This is a genomic window from Amycolatopsis tucumanensis (genome assembly GCF_021654135.1).
GTDB lineage: Bacteria > Actinomycetota > Actinomycetes > Mycobacteriales > Pseudonocardiaceae > Amycolatopsis_E > Amycolatopsis_E tucumanensis.
In genome coordinates, this window is record NZ_JAKGSD010000001.1 from 366,591 (window position 1) to 384,267 (window position 17,677).

Annotated in this window: 25 protein-coding genes; 17 read left to right on the plus strand and 8 right to left on the minus strand. The window is 72.9% G+C overall.

What is annotated here, in order from left to right:
• Nucleotide 1 precedes the first annotated feature (1 nt).
• From L2C96_RS01855 to L2C96_RS01870, 4 genes are read right to left on the minus strand one after another with little or no spacing between them, the layout of a single operon-like run.
• Nucleotides 2-364, minus strand: coding sequence for a hypothetical protein (locus L2C96_RS01855; RefSeq protein ID WP_237334854.1), 363 nt, complete (start codon nt 362-364; stop codon nt 2-4).
• Between the two features lie 28 nt (nt 365-392).
• A complete protein-coding gene (locus L2C96_RS01860; protein ID WP_237334855.1) occupies nt 393-809 on the minus strand; it encodes a TIGR03668 family PPOX class F420-dependent oxidoreductase in 417 nt (138 codons plus the stop codon).
• On the minus strand, nt 799-1,656 hold the full coding sequence (locus L2C96_RS01865) for a S66 peptidase family protein (RefSeq protein ID WP_237334856.1): 858 nt from the start codon (nt 1,654-1,656) through the stop codon (nt 799-801). Before L2C96_RS01865 ends, L2C96_RS01860 begins: the two co-directional genes overlap by 11 nt.
• Nucleotides 1,653-3,575, minus strand: a complete 1,923-nt coding sequence (locus tag L2C96_RS01870; protein ID WP_237334857.1) for a S9 family peptidase — start codon at nt 3,573-3,575, stop codon at nt 1,653-1,655. The genes L2C96_RS01865 and L2C96_RS01870 overlap by 4 nt, the downstream gene beginning before the upstream one ends.
• 76 nt (nt 3,576-3,651) lie before the next feature.
• Here L2C96_RS01870 and L2C96_RS01875 point away from each other — a divergent pair, with 76 nt between their 5' ends.
• From L2C96_RS01875 to L2C96_RS01930, 12 genes are all read left to right on the plus strand, one after another.
• Nucleotides 3,652-4,230 (plus strand): DUF3090 domain-containing protein, encoded by a 579-nt coding sequence (locus tag L2C96_RS01875; protein WP_020417938.1) that lies wholly within the window; start codon nt 3,652-3,654, stop codon nt 4,228-4,230.
• Between the two features lie 2 nt (nt 4,231-4,232).
• The gene (locus L2C96_RS01880) at nt 4,233-5,036 is read left to right on the plus strand and encodes an SCO1664 family protein (protein WP_345069588.1); all 804 of its coding nucleotides are present in this window, start codon (nt 4,233-4,235) and stop codon (nt 5,034-5,036) included.
• A 4-nt stretch (nt 5,037-5,040) separates the two neighbouring features.
• A complete protein-coding gene (locus L2C96_RS01885; RefSeq protein ID WP_237334858.1) occupies nt 5,041-5,328 on the plus strand; it encodes a CPCC family cysteine-rich protein in 288 nt (95 codons plus the stop codon).
• 127 nt (nt 5,329-5,455) lie between these two features.
• Nucleotides 5,456-6,019: an RNA polymerase sigma factor gene (locus tag L2C96_RS01890; RefSeq protein WP_020417935.1), complete on the plus strand. Its 564-nt coding sequence runs from the start codon at nt 5,456-5,458 to the stop codon at nt 6,017-6,019.
• A complete protein-coding gene (locus L2C96_RS01895) occupies nt 6,010-6,561 on the plus strand; it encodes an Asp23/Gls24 family envelope stress response protein (RefSeq protein WP_237334859.1) in 552 nt (183 codons plus the stop codon). The genes L2C96_RS01890 and L2C96_RS01895 overlap by 10 nt, the downstream gene beginning before the upstream one ends.
• A gap of 15 nt (nt 6,562-6,576) precedes the next feature.
• Nucleotides 6,577-6,930 (plus strand): Asp23/Gls24 family envelope stress response protein, encoded by a 354-nt coding sequence (locus L2C96_RS01900; RefSeq protein WP_237334860.1) that lies wholly within the window; start codon nt 6,577-6,579, stop codon nt 6,928-6,930.
• Entirely contained in the window at nt 6,927-7,223 is a 297-nt protein-coding gene (locus L2C96_RS01905; protein ID WP_020417932.1) for a hypothetical protein, read from the plus strand. Before L2C96_RS01900 ends, L2C96_RS01905 begins: the two co-directional genes overlap by 4 nt.
• A gap of 58 nt (nt 7,224-7,281) precedes the next feature.
• Entirely contained in the window at nt 7,282-7,734 is a 453-nt protein-coding gene (locus tag L2C96_RS01910; RefSeq protein ID WP_020417931.1) for an Asp23/Gls24 family envelope stress response protein, read from the plus strand.
• A gap of 1 nt (nt 7,735) precedes the next feature.
• Nucleotides 7,736-7,912: a hypothetical protein gene (locus L2C96_RS01915; RefSeq protein ID WP_020417930.1), complete on the plus strand. Its 177-nt coding sequence runs from the start codon at nt 7,736-7,738 to the stop codon at nt 7,910-7,912.
• A gap of 4 nt (nt 7,913-7,916) precedes the next feature.
• Nucleotides 7,917-8,288: an Asp23/Gls24 family envelope stress response protein gene (locus L2C96_RS01920; protein ID WP_020417929.1), complete on the plus strand. Its 372-nt coding sequence runs from the start codon at nt 7,917-7,919 to the stop codon at nt 8,286-8,288.
• Entirely contained in the window at nt 8,285-8,815 is a 531-nt protein-coding gene (locus tag L2C96_RS01925) for a DUF6286 domain-containing protein (protein WP_237334861.1), read from the plus strand. The genes L2C96_RS01920 and L2C96_RS01925 overlap by 4 nt, the downstream gene beginning before the upstream one ends.
• Complete coding sequence (locus L2C96_RS01930) at nt 8,812-9,384, plus strand: Asp23/Gls24 family envelope stress response protein (protein WP_237334862.1); 573 nt, start codon at nt 8,812-8,814, stop codon at nt 9,382-9,384. Before L2C96_RS01925 ends, L2C96_RS01930 begins: the two co-directional genes overlap by 4 nt.
• Before the next feature lie 20 nt (nt 9,385-9,404).
• On the opposite strand, the gene L2C96_RS01935 is transcribed toward L2C96_RS01930, so the two are convergent.
• The 3 genes from L2C96_RS01935 to L2C96_RS01945 form a co-directional block, all read right to left on the minus strand.
• Nucleotides 9,405-10,124, minus strand: a complete 720-nt coding sequence (locus L2C96_RS01935; RefSeq protein WP_020417926.1) for an SGNH/GDSL hydrolase family protein — start codon at nt 10,122-10,124, stop codon at nt 9,405-9,407.
• Between the two features lie 149 nt (nt 10,125-10,273).
• Nucleotides 10,274-11,110, minus strand: coding sequence for an AraC family transcriptional regulator (locus tag L2C96_RS01940; RefSeq protein ID WP_237334863.1), 837 nt, complete (start codon nt 11,108-11,110; stop codon nt 10,274-10,276).
• A 79-nt stretch (nt 11,111-11,189) separates the two neighbouring features.
• A complete protein-coding gene (locus L2C96_RS01945) occupies nt 11,190-11,570 on the minus strand; it encodes a winged helix-turn-helix transcriptional regulator (protein WP_020417924.1) in 381 nt (126 codons plus the stop codon).
• A gap of 200 nt (nt 11,571-11,770) precedes the next feature.
• On the opposite strand from L2C96_RS01945, the gene L2C96_RS01950 reads away from it, so the two are divergent.
• The 5 genes from L2C96_RS01950 to L2C96_RS01970 all read left to right on the plus strand — a co-directional run bounded on the left by L2C96_RS01950 (nt 11,771) and on the right by L2C96_RS01970 (nt 16,268).
• A complete protein-coding gene (locus L2C96_RS01950; protein WP_237334864.1) occupies nt 11,771-13,234 on the plus strand; it encodes a DHA2 family efflux MFS transporter permease subunit in 1,464 nt (487 codons plus the stop codon).
• On the plus strand, nt 13,215-14,024 hold the full coding sequence (locus L2C96_RS01955) for a DUF3097 domain-containing protein (RefSeq protein WP_237334865.1): 810 nt from the start codon (nt 13,215-13,217) through the stop codon (nt 14,022-14,024). The genes L2C96_RS01950 and L2C96_RS01955 overlap by 20 nt, the downstream gene beginning before the upstream one ends.
• Before the next feature lie 75 nt (nt 14,025-14,099).
• Nucleotides 14,100-14,531 carry an NfeD family protein gene (locus L2C96_RS01960; protein WP_237334866.1) on the plus strand — a complete coding sequence of 144 codons (432 nt, stop codon included), beginning with the start codon at nt 14,100-14,102 and terminating at the stop codon, nt 14,529-14,531.
• 28 nt (nt 14,532-14,559) lie between these two features.
• A complete protein-coding gene (locus L2C96_RS01965) occupies nt 14,560-15,933 on the plus strand; it encodes an SPFH domain-containing protein (RefSeq protein ID WP_237334867.1) in 1,374 nt (457 codons plus the stop codon).
• A gap of 122 nt (nt 15,934-16,055) precedes the next feature.
• Nucleotides 16,056-16,268: a hypothetical protein gene (locus L2C96_RS01970; RefSeq protein WP_020417920.1), complete on the plus strand. Its 213-nt coding sequence runs from the start codon at nt 16,056-16,058 to the stop codon at nt 16,266-16,268.
• Here the strand turns inward: L2C96_RS01970 and L2C96_RS01975 are convergent.
• Nucleotides 16,240-17,583 (minus strand): MFS transporter, encoded by a 1,344-nt coding sequence (locus tag L2C96_RS01975; protein ID WP_020417919.1) that lies wholly within the window; start codon nt 17,581-17,583, stop codon nt 16,240-16,242. The genes L2C96_RS01970 and L2C96_RS01975 overlap by 29 nt on opposite strands.
• Between the last annotated feature and the right edge of the window lie 94 nt (nt 17,584-17,677).

The window sequence follows — 17,677 nt, forward strand, 5'->3', positions numbered from 1 at the left end:
GCTAGCCGCCGAGTTCGCCGGTCAGCGACATCGTTCCGCCGCCGTCGGAGCCGGCGCTGGCGCTGCTCGTCAGCGGCTGCCCGTCGACCTCGATCGAGGCGGACAGTTCGTGCTCGCCCGCAGGCTGGATCAGCAGCTGGAGCTGCTGCGTCCCCTCGGCGGGCAGCGTGAACGACTTCGTCCACGGCGGGGTGATGCCCTCGTCTCGCACCGAGTTCCGGCCGTCGGTCTTGTACTCGATCCACGCGATCTGCCCGGTGCCGGTGACCTCGTAGACGATGGTGTGCGGCTCCTCAGGCTCGCCGGAGCAGGCCGCCGCCAGCACCAACACCGGGACCATCGCCGCCGCGCGCAGGGTTCTCATGCGCCGATCGTAGAGATCACGCCACCGCTCAGCGGCCGGTTTGGCCGGTTCCTGCCCAACCGCTCCAGCGGGTCACGCGGGTGCGCACCACCGGTCCCTCCGGCGGCCGCTCCGCGTACTGCGGGTACTTCGCCACCAGCAGCGGCACCGGCCCGGGCTCCTCGACCGTCGCCGTGCCGTCCGCCCGCGCCCACCACAACCGGGTCCAGTCCTCGTCGTAGGCGTCGGCCAGGAACGTCACCGCCGGGTTCGCCGCGATGTTCGCCAGCCGCCGCAGCGCGTGCGTCGACTTCGGCTTGTGGTCGACCGCGAACACGATCTCGTCCCCGGACACCGCGAACGTCACCGGCACCAGGTGCGGCTGCCCCTCCGCCGACACGGTCGCCAGCCGCGCCACCCTGGCCGCCACGAACCGCGCCCGCGCCTCCGCCGGATCAAGCCGCACCCGTCACCACCCGCAGCGCCTCCGTCTCCAGCACCGCCTCGACCCCGAGCGGCACCGTCAGCGACCCCTCGACGTGCCCGAACGGCACCCCGGCCAGCACCGGCACCCCCAGCGGCGCCAGCCGGTCCAGCATCAGCGCCCGCACCTGCCCGGGGCCGCCGCACTGGGTCCACGTGCCGAGCACGATCCCGGCGACGCCCGCGAACCAGCCGGAGCGCAGCAGCTGCGTGAGCATCCGGTCCAGCCGGTAGACCGGCTCCGTCACGTCCTCCAGCACCACGATCGCGTCCCGCGCGCCGCCCTGCTCGGGCGTGCCGACGCTGGAGGCGAGCAGGCTCAGGTTCCCTCCGGTCAACCGGCCCCGCGCGGCGCCCGCCACCAGCGCCTCGGTTCCGGGCAGCGTCACCGGTCCCGGCTCGAACAACGCGCGGCGCAACCCCGCACCGCCGGCGTCGTCCCAGTAGTCACCGGCGGGCATCGGTGAGAACAGCGTCGGCAGGCCCAGGTGCTGGTGGATCGCCGCGTGCAGCGCCGTCACATCGCTCGAACCCGCGAACACCTTCGCGCCAGCACCGCGCAGCGCAGGCCAGTCCAGCAGGTCCAGCATCCGCTGCGTGCCGTAGCCGCCGCGCGCGGCGAGCACCGCGTCCACCTCCGGGTCCAGCCACGCCTCGGTGAACAGCTCCGCCCGGGCCGCGTCGGTGTCGGCCAGGTAGGAGGCGTGCCGCGAACCCGGCTTGACGAGGTTGCGCACCCGCAGCCCCCACGAGCCGAGCACGGAAAGCGCCCGCTCCAGCCGTTCCGGGGCGACCGGCCCGGCGGGCGCGACGAGGGCGACGGTCTTCACGAGCGCAGCTCCAGCTTCGGCACCCCGGGCGTGGCGAACCCGAACACCTGCCCGTAGAACGACAGCTCGGCCTCCAGCGCGGCGATCATGGTCTCGGCGCGCCGGAACCCGTGCTGCTCGCCCTCGAAGGTCAGGTAGGCGTGCGGGATGCTGCTGCCGGACAACGCGGCGACGAACCGGTCGGCCTGCTCGGGCGGGCAGATCTGGTCGTCGAGCCCCTGCAGGAGCAGCACCGGCCCGGCCAGCCGTCCGGCGTGCCGCAACGGCGACCGCTCCACGTAGCGCTCGCGCGTCTCCGGCAGCGGCCCGACGAGCCCGAGCACGTACTGGGACTCGAAGTCGTGGGTCTCGCCGCCGTCGCCGGTCCACTCGGCCAGGTCCAGGATCGGGTACTTGATCGTCGCCGCGCGGTAGGTGGTCACGCTCGTCATGGACGCCGCCGAGGTGTAGCCGCCCGCGCTGCCGCCGCGGATCGCCAGCCGCGCCGGGTCGGCGGTGCCCTCGGCCGCGAGCGCTTCGGCGACGGCGGCGCAGTCCCGCACGTCGACCACGCCCCACTGTTCCCGCAGCCGTTCCCGGTAGGCGCGCCCGTAGCCGACCGAGCCGCCGTAGTTGACCGCGACGATCCCGATGCCGCGGCTGGTGAAGTAGGCGAAGTCCAGGTCGAGGTCGCCGGACACGCGCCCGGTGGGGCCGCCGTGGACGTGCACCAGGTAGGGCGGGCGCTCGCCCTCGGGCCCCGTGAAGCCGGGATTGGTCGGCGGGTAGACGTAGGCCGGGATCGGCACGCCGTCCGGACCGGGGAACACCCGCTCCCGCGGCACCGGCAGGTACTCGGGCGGCGGCAGCGGGTGCGCGGGCGGGGTCAGCTCGGTCACCGCGCCGCTGCCGAGGTCGACGTGCACGACGGCGCTCTCGTGGCGCGGTCCGGCGGCGATGCCCGCGACCCCGGTGCCGTGCCGCGCCAGGGTCGCCGCCCAGCTCGTCAGGTGCTCCGCGACCGGCGTGACCGTTCCGCTGTGCTCGTCGAGCACGGCCAGGCGGCCGGAGTCGAGCACGGCGTGCCTGCCGCCGCCCAGCGGCACGAACCAGTTCGACCCGATCTTCCACAGCGGCCCGCCCAGCTCCCGCTCTCCCGGTACGAGCGCCGTGGCCGTCCCGTCGAGCCCGATCCGGTGCAGGTTCCACCAGCCGTCCGGGTCCATCAGCGCCAGCAGCGTGCCGTCCCCGGCCCACTCCACCTGGCAGACCGACACCCCGGGCCCGCCGGCGAGCACCCGGTGCGGGCCGAACCCGCCGGGCCGCACCTCGGCCACGCACAGCTCGGTGGAGTCCCACGGCATGTCCGGGTGCTCCCACCCCAGCCACACCGCGTGGCGGCCGTCCGGCGACAGTTGCGGCGCGGTCAGGAAGTGGTGGGTCGCCGCCAGCGGCACCACTTCGCCGCCGGTGATCGACACCAGGTCGCGCCGGATGTCGGTGCGCCGCGGCCCGGTGCTCGTCTCGCGCACCGCCCACACCGCGCCGTCCGGACCGGGCCGGAGGTCGCCGTACCGGACGCCCTGCGGCACGTGCGGCTCCGGTGTGACCGGAACCACCTCGCCGCCGTCCAGGTCGCGCGCGTACACCCGCTGGTCGTCCCAGTGGGTGAAGAACAGGGTCCGGCCGATCACCAGCCACGGCCGTCCGCCGTACTCGTGCACCCGGTTCCGGGCGTTCCACGGCGGCGGCAGCATCTCCTCCGCACCGTCCTGACCAGCGCGGACGAGCGTCAGCCTGCCGCCCTCGGCCGGCCGGGCCTCGGCCCACCAGACGGCGTCGCCGACGACGTCGAGCCACTGCGCGCCACCGCCCGCGGCGGCGACGTCGGCGGCGGAGATGGGGGAGGTCCAGGTGCCGTACGGCGCGGTTTCAGCCACCGCCGCACTCTAACTAAGATGCAAGCGGGGGCGGCGGATGCCGATCATGAAACGGTGGCATAGGGTCGGGGGTGCCATGGCTCGTGTAATCCACGTCTTCCGCCAGCCCGACCGGTTCGTCGCAGGGACCGTCGGGGAACCGGGCGACCGCACTTTCTACCTGCAGGCCACCGAGGACGTCCGCACGGTGAGCGTGACGATCGAGAAGCAGCAGGTGCAGGTGCTCGCCGAGCGCCTGTCGTCGCTGCTGGAGGAGATCGTCGCGCGGTTCGGCGCCGAGGTGCCCGAGACCGTGCCCGACGACCTCGTCGACGTGGACCCGCTCGAGGTCCCGGTCGAGGAGGAGTTCCGGGTCGGCACGATGGGCCTGGGCTGGGACGCGGAGACCAGTGCGGTCGTGATCGAGCTGCTCGCGATGACCGAGGGCGAGGTCGACGAGACCGTCGTGCTCGACGACACCGAGGAGGGCCCGGACGCGGTGCGCGTGTTCCTCAGCCCCGCCGCGGCGCGGGCGTTCGCCGAGCGCGCCGACCGGGTCGTGCGCGCCGGGCGGAAGCCGTGCCCGCTGTGCGGCGAGCCGCTGGACCCGGAGGGCCACATCTGCCCGCGGCAGAACGGCTACCGGCGCAACACCGACCTGGCCGACGAGAGCTAGACGTGGCCCCACCGGTCGGTCCAGCCGATCCGCAAGCCAGGGAGTTGCTCACGCGCGGCCGCCTGACCGTGGAAGGCCGCCTGGTCGACGCCTCCAACGTCACGCTGTTCTGCTCGGTCGAGCTGAACGGGCTCTCCGCGCAGGCGGTGTACAAGCCGGTGTCCGGCGAGCGGCCGCTGTGGGACTTCCCGGACGGCACGCTCGCCGGCCGCGAGGTCGCCACCGCCCTGCTGTCCGAGGCCGCCGGCCTGGGCCGGGTGCCGCCGACGGTGCTGCGGGACGGCCCGTTCGGCGAGGGCATGGTGCAGCTGTGGGTGGAGACCGGCGACGAGGAGCTGATCGACGTCCGGTCCCCGAAGGACGTGCCGGACGACTGGCGCATCGTGCTGCACGCCCACGACCGGGCCGGTGAGCCCGCGGTGCTCGCGCACGCCGACCACCCGGGCATGCGGGACCTGGCGGTGCTGGACATCATCGCCAACAACACCGACCGCAAGGGCGGGCACGTGCTGGTCGGCACGGACGGCACGGTGTACGGCGTCGACCACGGCATCTGCCTGCACGCCGAGCCGAAGCTGCGCACGGTGCTGTGGGGCTGGGTGGGTGACCCGCTGCCCGCCGAGACGCTGGAGAAGCTGCGCGCGCTGCCGGAGAAGATCCGCGGCGACCTGGGCGAGCAGCTCGCGCCGCACCTGACGAAGCTGGAGATCAGCGCCATCGCCGAACGCGCGGAGATGCTCGTGGCGACGGGCGTGTTCCCCGAACCCGGCGACGACTGGCGCGCCATCCCCTGGCCGCTGTTCTGATCCCATGACGTGGCTCGACGTGCGCCGGCCGGAGGCCGCCGGCCGCTGGCCGTGCCCGTGTTGCGGCTACCTGACCCTCCGGGAACGCGGCGTGTTCGAGATTTGCCCGGTGTGTTTCTGGGAGGACGACGGCCAGGACGTGCACGACGCCGACGAGGTGCGGGGCGGGCCGAACGGCCGTCTGAGCCTGACGCGGGCCCGCCGCGACTTCGGAACGTTCGGCGCCGTATCAGAGACGGCACTCGGCCACGTGCGCCCGCCGCGCGATGAGGAACATCCCCTCAAGCGCTGATCCACCAATCCGGTGGCCCCGCTCACCCGAACTCGTGACGGAACGGGGCGTGAGCTTTCGCCGTGCCCCGTGTCTGGCCTAGTGAATCGGGTGCGAATACGGGGAGGCTGCGCATGGGCGGGATGCGGTGACGGCCGGGACCGGCCTCGGCGAGGTCCTGGACGACGCGACGCTGGTCGCGCGGGCGCGGGATGGGGACGTGCGCGCCTACGAGCAGCTCGTGCGCCGCTACCAGGGCCCGATGTACCGGCTCGCGCTGCGCATGCTCGCCGCCGCCGGTGACGCCGAGGACGTGGTGCAGGAGGTGTTCCTGACCGTGTGGCGCCGCCTGGAGCAGCTCCAGGACGACGGCGCCTTCGTCGGCTGGCTGTACCGGTCGACCACGAACCGCTGCCTCAACGTGATCCGCGCCCGCCGCCCGGTCACCGACGTCGACCCGGACGACACCGAAACCCCGCGCGGCGACGCCCGGCCCGAGCGCGCCGCCGAGGTGAGCGCCCAGATGGCCGCCCTGACCACGGCGCTGGCCGGGCTGACCCCGGAACAGCGGGCCTGCTGGCTGCTGCGCGAGGTGCACGGCCGGTCCTACGAGGAGATCGCGGAGGCCGTGTCGGCCTCGCCCACCGCGGTCCGCGGGCGCATCGCGCGGGCCCGCGCGCAACTGGCGGAGGTGATGCGGCCATGGCGCTAGACCAGACCACCCACGACCTGCCGTGCGGCCGGGCGCTGGAGGACGTGTGGGACCGCCTCGACGCGGTCACCGAGCACGACCTGACCTGCCCGCACTGCGCGACCGCCCGCGGCAGCCTCCTCGCGCTGCGTGACGCGACCCGCGAGCTGGCGGCCGACGAGACCCAGCCCTCGCTGGACCTGACCGGCAGGATCATGGCCGCGGTGCGCGCCGACGTGCGCCGCCACCGGGGCATGGTGCCGCTGTCCGCGCCGGAGCCCGGCACGCTCGAGGTGAGCGAGCAGGCGGTCGCGGCCGTGCTGCGGTTCACCGCCGACGAGACGGACGGCATCCGCGCCCGCCGCTGCCGGGTGATCACCGGCGGGATCGAGGACGGGCAGACCCTGATCGAGGCCGAACTGTCGGTGGCCGCCGCCTACCGCGACGACCTCGCCGAGGTGCTGGCACGCCTGCGGGACCGCCTCACCGCCGCCTGCTCGTCCGCGATCGGGGTCCGGCTGGTGCGGCTGGACCTGACGGTCGACGACCTCTACGACCGCTGAGGGGGGGGGGAACCGGTGCACGTCGAGTGGCACGTCGAGGACGCCGTGGTGGCGTCGGTGGCCGCGCACGCCGCCAGAGCGGTGCCGGGTGTGGCCCGGCTCGAACCGGGGATGGCCGGGCTGGTGCGCGGCTGGGGCCGGTCCCGGTGGCAGCAGGTCAAGGGGCTCACGCCGGCGCCCGCGGACGGTGTCGGCGTGCGGCGCGCGGGGGACGACGTGGAGGTGTGGGTGGGCATCGCCACCCGCGCCGGCACGCAGGCCGCCGCCGTCGCCAGGGCGGTGCAGCGCGAGGTGCGCGCCCGGCTGGTCCGGGACACCGGCGTCGAACCCGGCCGGGTGTCGGTGACCGTGCTGGACGTCGTCCGATGACCGCCCGCGCCGAGCACGTCGAGGCGATCCTGACCGCTTTGTCCGAAGTGGACGGGCTGCGCCCGGCCGCGCCCGCGGTGCGGCCGGTGGCGTCGTGGAACCCGGCCGCGCTGGCGGTCGACCTGACACCCGAGGTCGTGCGCGTGCGCCTGGTCGCCACCGCGCTGCCGCTGCCGCCACGGCTGCGGCTGGCGGGGGACGCGGTCGCGAAGGCGCTGGTGGGAAGCGCTTACACGGAGGCGGTCATCCGGCTTGTGGTGACCGATGTGGACGGATCCGCGTTCGGCGCGTGAGGTCCGCGCGCCTGCGGTGTCGAAGAAGTGGGAACACCAACCGGAAAGGGGAGAGAAGATGAGCACCGGAACCGAGGAGAAGGCCACCGCGGTGAGCAAGCCGGCGACGAGCTCGCTGGTGACCAGCCAGGGCACCACCACGATCGCGAGCACGGTGGTGCAGAAGATCGCCGGGCTGGCGGCGCGGGAGATCCCGGGCGTGTACGACCTGGGCGGCGGCGCGGCGCGGGCGTTCAACGCGCTGCGCGAGCGGATCCCGGGCGCCAGCGGCAGCGTCGGTCAGGGCGTGTCGGTGGAGGTCGGGGAGAAGCAGGCCGCGGTGGACCTGCAGATCGTGGTCGAGTACGGGGTGTCCATCGCCGACCTGGCGCAGGCGGTGCGGGCCAACGCGATCGGCGCGATCGAGCAGATGACCGGGCTGGAGGTCGTCGAGGTCAACATCACCGTCAACGACGTGCACCTGCCCGGCGACGACGAGCCGCAGGGCGGCGCGCCCGCGCGGGTGCAGTGACGTGAGCGCCACGATCGCCGGTCTGCTGACCGGGCTCGTCCTCGGCCTGGCCGCCGCGTTCGGCGGGTTCGGCGCGTTCCTGATCGTCGCCGTGCTGGGCGCGCTGGGCCTGCTGGTCGGCCGGGTGCTCGACGGCAAGCTCGACCTGTCCCAGTTCACCGACCGCGAGCGGAGGTGAGCCGGTGACCGTCGAAGCGCCGGAGCGGCGCGGCACCACGGTCGTGGCCGACCGGGCGGTGCAGCGCATCGCGGAACAGGTGATCACCGGGCTGGACGGGGTCGGCGGCGCGGCCCGCCGGGTGCTCGGCGTCGCCGTGGGCAGCGGTGATCCGGAGCAGCCCGCCAACGTCACCGCCCGCGTGCGGGACGGCCGGGTCAGCCTCGCCGTGGAGCTGTCGGTCGGCTACCCGGCGCCGGTCGCCCGCACCACGCGGGCGGCGCGGGAACGGCTGGTCCGGGAGGTCGGCGAGCTGACCGGGCTGGTCGTGGAGCGGGTGGACATCACGGTGACCGCGCTGCACAGCGACCGGTCGCGGGAGAGGAGCCTGTCATGATCCGCCGGTCCCGGCGTAGCCTGCTGGCCTCGGTGGTGGCGCTGGCCGGGGTGATCGCGTGCGCGCTGGTGGCGACCGGCGCGGTGCAGCTCCTGCTGGGCGAGCGGCCGGTGCTGGACTACGACGCCGTCGCGGCCCGGCTGCACGCCACGCGTTGGGAAGCGCTTCCCGTGGCGATCGGCGGCGGGGTGCTCGCCGCGCTGGGCCTGGTGGTGTTGCTGGCGGCGGTGCTGCCCGGCCGCGCGCTCGTACTGCCCCTGTCGGGGGGAAGCAGTGCGCCGGTCAAGGCCGGGGCGAGCCGTCGCAGCATCACCGGCAGCCTGCGGTCGGCGGCCGAGTCCGCCGACGGGGTGGAGTCGGCGAAGGTGCGGCTGCGGCGGCGCAGTGTGACCGCGAGGGTGCGCGGCAGCCGGCTGGCCGGCGACGACGTGGCGGGCCAGGTGCGGCAGGCGGTCGAAGACCAGCTGGACCGGATCGGCCCCGCGCGGCGGCCGCGGGTGAAGGTGCACGTGAGGAGCACGCCATGACCAGCCTGAACCGTCCCGCCCGGCTCAACCGGACGCTGCTCGCGGTGATCGGGCTCGCCCTGCTCGGCGCGGGCGGGTTCGCGCTGGCCACCTCACTCGGCTGGCTGCGCCTGCTCGACCGCTCCCAGCCCCTGGTGCCCGGCGACGACCGGCCGCCGACCTGGGTGCTGTACGTGACCGTGGTGGCGGCCGTCGTGCTGGGCCTGCTGTTCCTGCGGTGGCTGGCCGCGCAGGCGATGCGACGGCCGAAGACGCGAACCTGGCGGCTGGAAGACCATCCCGCGCACGGGGTGACGAAACTGTCCGCGGACGCGGCCGTCGCGCCGTTCGAGTCGGAGATCGCGGCCTACCCGCAGGTGCGCTCGGCGGACGCGACGCTGTCCGGCCCGCAGGACCGGCCGACGCTGCTGGTGACGGTGACCGCCGAACCGGGCACGGACCTGAGCGCGCTGCGGGAGCACATCGCCGACGACGGCGTGGCCCGGCTGAAGCAGGCGCTGGACCTGGCGGAACTGCCGTCGGTGATCGAGTTCCGCATCGCCGCGGAAGCCGCCGTCCGGGTGATCTAGACGGCGCGTGACGGAACCGCCTATGCGCTCGCCGTCAGCAGACCGGCGTCGATGACCTCGGCGATGAGGGCGGCGCCGCGGCTGTTCTGGTGGATGTGGTCGGTCGTGAGCACGAGACGTCGCCGCCGCGAGATCGCGTCGAGGCTGCGGCGCAGCACCGCGCGCTGGACGAGGACGCCGACAGCCGCCGCGGGCGTCACCTCCCGGTACGGAATCGGCGGCGGGTCCGCTTGGCGCAGTTCCTCGACCTGGCGTTCGTGGAGCGGAAGGTAGGCCACCTCGTTGGTGGCGGCGACCTCGGCGATCATCCGGGTGTACGTCTGGGACGCCTGTGCCGCTGCTCCGTCGAGTTGCTGGCCGAGTACCGGTAGCGACAGCAGACCGATCGTCGCGTCGGTCTCCGCCCGCAGCCGTGCGACGACGGCTCCCAGGCACTGTCGGAACCAGCCCGCCGACGGGCGATCGGGGAGCCGTTTGCGCTTCATGGCCTGCTCGACGGGGTAGCCGGGAAGGCTCGCCCGGGCGTCGTTGGTCCCGATCAGCACGGTGATCACATCGGGTGGGTTCCTGACGACGGCATCGAGGCGCTGCAGGAGGTTGTGGGCGAAGTCGCCGTTGACGCCGAAACGGGCGAGCCGCACGTCACCGGGAGCGTGACGTCGTCCGAGAAGATCCAGGTAGTCGACGCTGAACTGCGCGCGGGTGAGGCTGTCGCCGAGGCAGGCGATCCGAGTCGTCACGGCGCTTCCTCCGGGCTGGGCGTGCCGACGCCTCCGTGGACCTGGTCCACGGCCTTGCGTTCCGGGTTGACGAGTCTCATGCCGACGATCGTCCACGACAGCTTTCGGGCAGTCTTGAAGAAAAGAGAACAGAAGCCGGTGGGCTGGGGCTACCCGGCTCCGAGGAGGACTTCGCTGCGGCGCCAGGCCGTCGGCGATCGGCCCGTGAACTCGCGCCAGTCCCGAACGAGGTGGGCCTGGTCGGCGAAGCCCGAGACGGTTGCCACCTCGGCCCAGGAGAGCGGGTTCTGCTCCGCCGCCAGTTCGTGCGCGTGCTCGAAGCGCAGGACCCGGGCGAAGGTCTTCGGCGACAGGCCCACCTCTCCGCGAAACCGCTCGCTGAGGTACCGCCGGCTCCAGCCGAGTTCCGCCGCGACCGCCCCGACCTGGACGCAACCCCGCGCGGCGACGAGGCGGCGCCACGCCTCGGCCACCTCGGGGCGCGCCCAGCGCACCTGGTCGCCGCAGGCGCCACGGCCGACGGCCCGGAGGAGCAAATCGTCCAGCGCGGTGAACCGCGCCGCCCATGTGGTCGCCGACCGGAGCCGGTCGACCAGCTCGACCCCAAGCGCTCCGAGAAGCTCGTCAAGGGGGACCAGCCGGTGGGCGAGCTCGGCGGCGGGCATGCCGTAGATGGCCCTGGCCCCGAGCGGGGTCAGCGACACCTGAACGCCTTGCTGACGTCCGTCGTGGTGAATCGCGACGGACCGGCACATCAGACCACTGGCCACGCTGTCGAATCGGGTGACCGGTGACCCGTCGTCAACGCCCGCCGCCACCTCCAAGGGATCTGACAGGCTGATCACCGCAGTGAGCGCGCGGCCGGGCGGGCCGCAGTGCACGCCCGTCAGGAGCCCGCGGAGGTCGAAGCCGACATACGAGTCGACGTACTCGCGCAGGGCGGGCGCCGGACGTGCGCCGATCCCGGTGGCCGCGCGGTCCTCCATTTCGGCAGTGTACGAGCCCCCAGCCCAGGAAGATCACCATCCACGGCTGCCGTGGCTCACGCGAGGAGGCTCCCGGTCCCTAGACGGGCGCCGGGGTCTGCTGCTCGTCGTAGGCGCGGCGGGCCGCGGCGATCTCGCCCCGGTACTTCTCCGCCCACGAGGTCAGCCCGACCAGCGTCTGGTGCAGCTCGCGCGCCATGTCGGTGAGCGTGTACTCCACCCGCGGCGGCACTGTCGGGTACACGGTCCGCACCAGCAGGCCGTCGCGCTCCAGTTTGCGCAGCGTCAGCGTCAGCATGCGCCGGCTGATGCCCTCCACCTCGCGCTCCAGCTCGGTGAAGCGGACCGGGCCGTGCGCGGCGGTGACCAGGATGCCGATCGCCCACTTGCCGGCGACGTGGTCGAGCACCTCGACGATGGGGCAAGCCTCGGTGACCGGGGAAGCGGTGTCAGCAGCCATACCTGGATGGTTCCACGTCCGCCCCTCAGTTACCACCCGTTCCCCCAAGCGGATCGTGACCTGCCTCACAGGGCCACCGGCGGGACCAGGAGTGGTACATCGATGTGCCTCTGGCACAGGGAACTGCCTTCTTCCCGGCACGGCTACGGGCTCACATCATTGCCCCAGTTACAAATCGTGCCCCTTTGGAGGTCAAGGCCATGTCCCTCGATCAGCCGGCAGCCCGCTCGCGGTGGCTCGCGCTCGCCGTGCTGTCCGCGCAGACGCTCATGATCGTGCTCGACCAGACGATCGTGAACGTCACCCTGCCCGCGATCCGCGACGACCTCGGCTTCACGCCGTCGAACCTGTCCTGGGTCGTCAACGCCTACCTGATCCCCTTCGGCGGGCTGCTGCTGCTCGCCGGGCGCCTCGGTGACCTGGCCGGCCGCCGCCGCGTCTTCCTCGCCGGGATGGCCGTGTTCACGCTGGCGTCGCTGCTCGCCGGGTTCGCCTGGAACCCGGAAACCCTGATGGCCGCGCGGTTCCTGCAGGGCGCCGGTGGCGCCGCGTCGACCGCGGTCGCGCTCGGCATGGTCGTCCGGCTGTTCCCGGAGCCGGCCGAACGCGCGAAGGCGCTGGGCACGTTCAGCTTCGTGCAGGCCGCGGGCGGTTCGATCGGCAGCATCGCCGGTGGCGTGCTGACCCAGGCGCTGAGCTGGCACTGGATCTTCCTGATCAACCTGCCGATCGGCCTGGTCGCCGGCGCGGTCGCGCTGCGGGTGCTGGAGAACGACCGCGGCCTCGGGCTGCGTGCCGGGGCCGACTGGCTGGGCGCGGTGCTGGTGACCGCCGCGCTGATGCTCGGCGTCTACACCATCGTCGAGGTCGAGTCCCACGGCTGGGCGTCGGCCCACACGATCGGCTTCGGCGCGGTGTCGCTGGTGCTGCTGGCCGCGTTCGGCGTGCGCCAGGCCCGGACCCGCGACCCGCTGCTGCCGCTGCGCATCTTCGCCTCGCGTGGCCTGACCGGGGCGAACCTGACGATGGCGCTGCTGGTGTCGGCGATGTTCGGGTTCCAGTTCCTCGTCGTGCTTTACCTGCGGCAGGTGCTGGGGCTGAGCGCCCAGGCGACCGGGCTGGCGATGGTGCCGATCGCCGCGACGATCGCGCTGGTGTCGCTGGTCTTCTCGCCGCGGCTGTCCACTCGCTTCGGCGACTACAAGGTGCTGCTGGCGGGGCTGCTGGTGATCGGCGGCGGGCTGGCCTGGCTGGCCCGGGTGCCCGCCGACGGCGGCTACGCGACCGACGTGCTCGGCCCGACGGTGGCGATGGGCATCGGGTTCGGCCTGGCCATGCCCGCCCTGATGGGACTGGGCATGCGGGACGCCGCCGCCGAGGACACCGGTCTGGCCTCCGGGCTGTTCAACACCACCCAGCAGGTGGCCGGTGCGCTGGGGTTGTCGGTGCTGGCGGTGCTCGCCGCGACCCGCACCGAGTCGCTGACCGGGGTGCGGACCGAGGAGGCGCTCACCTCCGGCTACCACCTCGCCTTCTGGGTGGGCACCGGTCTCGTGGCCGCCGCGCTGGCCGTGGCCGCGGTGATGCTGCGCCCCGGCGTGGCGGCGCGACGAACGGGTGAACCCGGCGCTACCGTCCCGGATCGTGCGCTCCCACAGCTATGACGACATCCTCGCCGGCCCGCGCAGACGCAAGATCCCCGAGGTCGTGGCGGAGCGCGGGCTGGTGCTCGAGGAACCGGGAAGCGGTTTCTGCGGCGCGGTGGTCCGGTTCGAGCACGGCAACGTCGTGCTGGAGGACCGCCACGGCCGCCACCGCGTCTTCCCGCTGGAGCCCGCCGGGTTCCTGCTCGAAGGCAAGCCGGTGACGCTGGTGCGGCCGAAGGCCGCCCCGCCGTCACCGGCTTCGGCGCGTTCGGCGTCCGGGTCGGTGAAGGTGCAGGGGCTGCGGGCCCGCACCGCGCGCGACTCGCGCATCTGGGTCGAGGGCAAGCACGACGCCGAACTGGTGGAACGCGTGTGGGGGCACGACCTGCGCGTCGAGGGCGTCGTCGTGGAGCCGCTGGACGGTGTGGACGTGCTGGCCGAGGCGATCGAGGAGTTCGGCACCGGCCCCGGCAGGCGGCTGGGCGTCCTGGTCGACCACCTGGTGCCGGGCAGCAAGGAATCCCGCCTGGTGGACGCGATCCGCGACGAGCACGTGCTGGTCACCGGCCACCCCTACGTCGACGTGTGGCAGGCGGTGAAACCGTCCGCGGTCGGCATCCGGGAATGGCCGGTGGTGCCGCGCGGCACGCCGTGGAAGGAGGGCGTGTGCGCGGCGCTGGGCTGGGGCGAGACCTACGAGGGCTGGCAGCGGGTGCTGGCCGCGGTGAGCAGCTTCCGCGACCTGGAGACGCCCCTGATCGGCGCCGTCGAGCGGCTGATCGACTTCGTGACCGACCCGGAAGGCTGAATCCGGCAGGTCACGCGGAGATCACTTCGGGTTGTCCGCTGGTCGCGAGCGGTCACCTTCTGCCACGATGGGCGCATGACACCGGCGCTCGTCTGGCTGATCGTCGCCATCGTCCTGATGGCCGCCGAAGTGCTGTCCGGCGACTTCTTCCTGCTGATGCTCGGCCTCGGCGCGTTGTTCGGGGCCGGCGCGGCGCTGCTCACCGGCAACATCGTCGTCGACGCGGTCGTGTTCGCGATCGCGTCCGGCGCGCTGATCTTCCTGGCCCGGCCCGCGCTCAAGCGCCGGTTCCTCACCGGGACGGGTCACCGCACCAACACCGAGGCCCTGATCGGCGCCAGGGCCGTGGTCGTGTCCGTTGTGGACGGCCACTCCGGGCGTGTCAAGCTGGCCGGCGACGTGTGGTCCGCACGGTCCATCGCCGACGGTCAGCGAATCGAACCCGGCACGACCGTGACCGTGGTAGAGATAGCGGGCGCCACGGCCGTGGTGGCGCCCGAGCCGTAACCACAACCTGCATATCGGGAGAGCGATCTTGGGAACCGCAGCGATCATTGTTGTCGCGGTCATCGCCCTGTTCGTGATCGTGACGATCGCGAAGGCGATCATGGTGGTCCCGCAGGCCCAGGCCGCGGTGATCGAGCGGCTGGGCAGATTCAAGTCGGTCGCCTCGCCCGGCCTGAACTTCCTGGTGCCGTTCCTGGACAAGGTGCGGGCCCGCATCGACCTGCGCGAGCAGGTCGTGTCGTTCCCGCCGCAGCCGGTGATCACCGAGGACAACCTGACGGTGTCCATCGACACGGTCGTCTACTTCCAGGTGACCGACGCGCGCGCCGCGGTGTACGAGATCTCCAACTACATCGTCGGTGTCGAGCAGCTGACCACCACGACGCTGCGCAACGTGGTCGGCGGCATGACGCTGGAGCAGGCGCTGACCTCCCGCGACCAGATCAACAACCAGCTGCGCGGCGTGCTCGACGACGCCACCGGCCGGTGGGGCATCCGCGTGGCGCGGGTCGAGCTCAAGGCGATCGACCCGCCGCCGTCCATCCAGGACTCGATGGAGAAGCAGATGCGCGCCGACCGGGAGAAGCGCGCGATGATCCTCAACGCCGAAGGTCAGCGGGAAGCGCAGATCAAGACGGCGGAGGGGCAGAAGCAGTCGCAGATCCTCGCCGCGGAGGGCGCCAAGCAGGCCACCATCATGGCGGCCGAGGCGGAGCGGCAGTCGCGGATCCTGCGGGCGCAGGGTGAGCGCGCGGCCCGCTACCTGCAGGCGCAGGGCCAGGCCAAGGCGATCGAGAAGGTGTTCGCCGCGGTGAAGGCGGGCAAGCCGACGCCGGAGGTGCTGGCCTACCAGTACCTGCAGACGCTGCCGCAGATGGCGCAGGGCGACGCGAACAAGGTGTGGCTGGTGCCCAGCGACTACGGCAACGCGCTGCAGCAGTTCGCCCGGGCGTTCGCCAAGCAGGACGCCGACGGCGTGTTCCGGTACGAGCCGGCCGAAACCGACGGGGCCGAGCCGCCCACTCTGGACGACGAAGAGGTCGCCAGCTGGTTCGACACCTCCACCGACCCGCGGATCGCCGAGGCGGTGCGCGAGGCCGAGGCGGTGGCGCGGCAGGAGGTGCCCGGCCCGCTGTCGCACCAGCCGCAGCCGCCGGCCCCGCAGGCGACCAGCGCGCTGCGCGGCAACCCGGTGACCGAGGAGGCGCAGGAGGCGCCGGCCGTGGAGCCCCCGGTGGCGCCGGAGCCGATCTCACCGCCGACCACGCCGCAACCGCAGTTCCCCACGGCGGGCGGACAGCAGGGCCAGCTGCCGACCCGCAGCCCGGGCCAGCACTACGGCAACCCGCCGCGGCCGCAGTACCCGCCGCAGCAGCCGCCACCCGCGCCGCCGCAGCAGTAGTCCCACTCGGGGCCGCACCGGATCCGGTGCGGCCCCTTTTCTATTGCCCCCATCCGCGGACCTGGTGCCACGCTTGGCGGGGCGTGGTCTCCGGCCGGTGGGCCGGGTGTCATCCTGGAGTCGTGAGCGAAGAGCCCGCGCCCGCCGCGCAACGGCGGCGCCTGTTGTGGGGGTCGGTGCTGGCCACCGTGGTGGCACTGGCGATCCTCGTGCCCGGACTGGCCGGGGCGCTGGGCGCCCGGTCGAACTGGCTGCCCTACGGGATCGCCCTCGCCGTGCTCGCCGCGCTCGGCTGGTACCAGTGGGTCAGCGCCGGTAGACCGCGTCGTCGGTGATGTCGGCTCGCGAGCGGTCCTTCAGCAGCGCCACGCAGACGATCGTGACCACCGCCGAGAGCACCACGTAGGCCGAGATCGAGTACGGCGTCCCGGTGGTGTGCAGCAGCCAGGTCGCCAGCAGCGGCGCCGGGCCGCCCGCGAACACCGACGCCAGCTGGTAGCCGAGCCCGGCGCCGCCGTAGCGCAGGTGCGTCGGGAAGCTCTCGCCGATCAACGCGGCCTGCGGCCCGTACTGCATGGCGTGCGGGATCATCGACACCACGACCGCGACGAAGATCAGCACCTCGCCGCCGTTCTTCAGCACCGCGAAGTACGGGAACGCCAGCAGCCCGGTCAGCACCGCCCCGGTCAGGTACACCCGTTTGCGGCCGATCCGGTCGGACAGCTGCGAGAACCACAGGATCAGCGCCAGCTCCACCGCCGCACCGAGCAGGACGGCGTTGAGCACGAACGTCTTCGAGTAACCGTGCTCGGCGACCACGTACACCAGCACGTAGCTGGTGTAGAGGTAGAACGGCATCTGCTCGCTGAACCGCAACCCGGCCGAGAGCAGGATCTCCCGCCAGTGGTGCTTCACCGCGTCGGCCACCGGGCTGCGCGAAGTCCGCTTCTGCGCCACGACCTTGGCGAACATCGGGGTCTCCAGGATGCGCAGCCGGATCACCAGTCCGACGGCGACGAGCAGCAGGCTGGCCAGGAACGGCAGCCGCCAGCCCCACGAGTCGAACGCCTCCTCCGGCAGCACCGCGGACAGCAGGGTCATGCCGCCGGTGCCGAGCACGAGCCCGACCGGCACACCGACCTGCGCGAAGCTGCCGAGCAGCCCGCGCTTGCGCTGATCGCCCCACTCCATGGCGAGCAGCACCGAGCCGCTCCACTCGCCGCCGATCGCGATGCCCTGGATCAGCCGCAGCGTCACCAGGATCAGCGGCGCGGCGATCCCGATGGTGGCCGCGCCGGGCAGCACCCCGACCACGCCCGAGGCGATGCCCATCATCAGCAGCGTGACCACGAGCGTGGTCTTGCGGCCGATCCGGTCGCCCCAGTAGCCGAAGATCGCCGCGCCGATCGGCCGCGCGGCGAAGCCGACGGCGTAGGTGGCGAAGGACTGCATCGCCCCCGCGTAGCTGGAGGAGGCGGGGAAGAACAGCTGCGGGAAGATCAGCGCCGCGGCCGTGTTGTAGAGGAAGAAGTCGTACCACTCGATGGTCGTGCCGATGGCGCTGGCGAAGGCCGCGCGCCGCACCTGGGTGGTCTTCTGGCTGGTCTGTGCCTGGAGAACGGTGTCCGCTTCGTCGCGTCCGAGGACCATGCCGCCGAGCCTCCTGTGATCGGCTTCACTTCCCGAAGACGATCCCTCACCGGAGTGACGATGTCCAGAGGCAGACCGGAAATCACCACCGTTC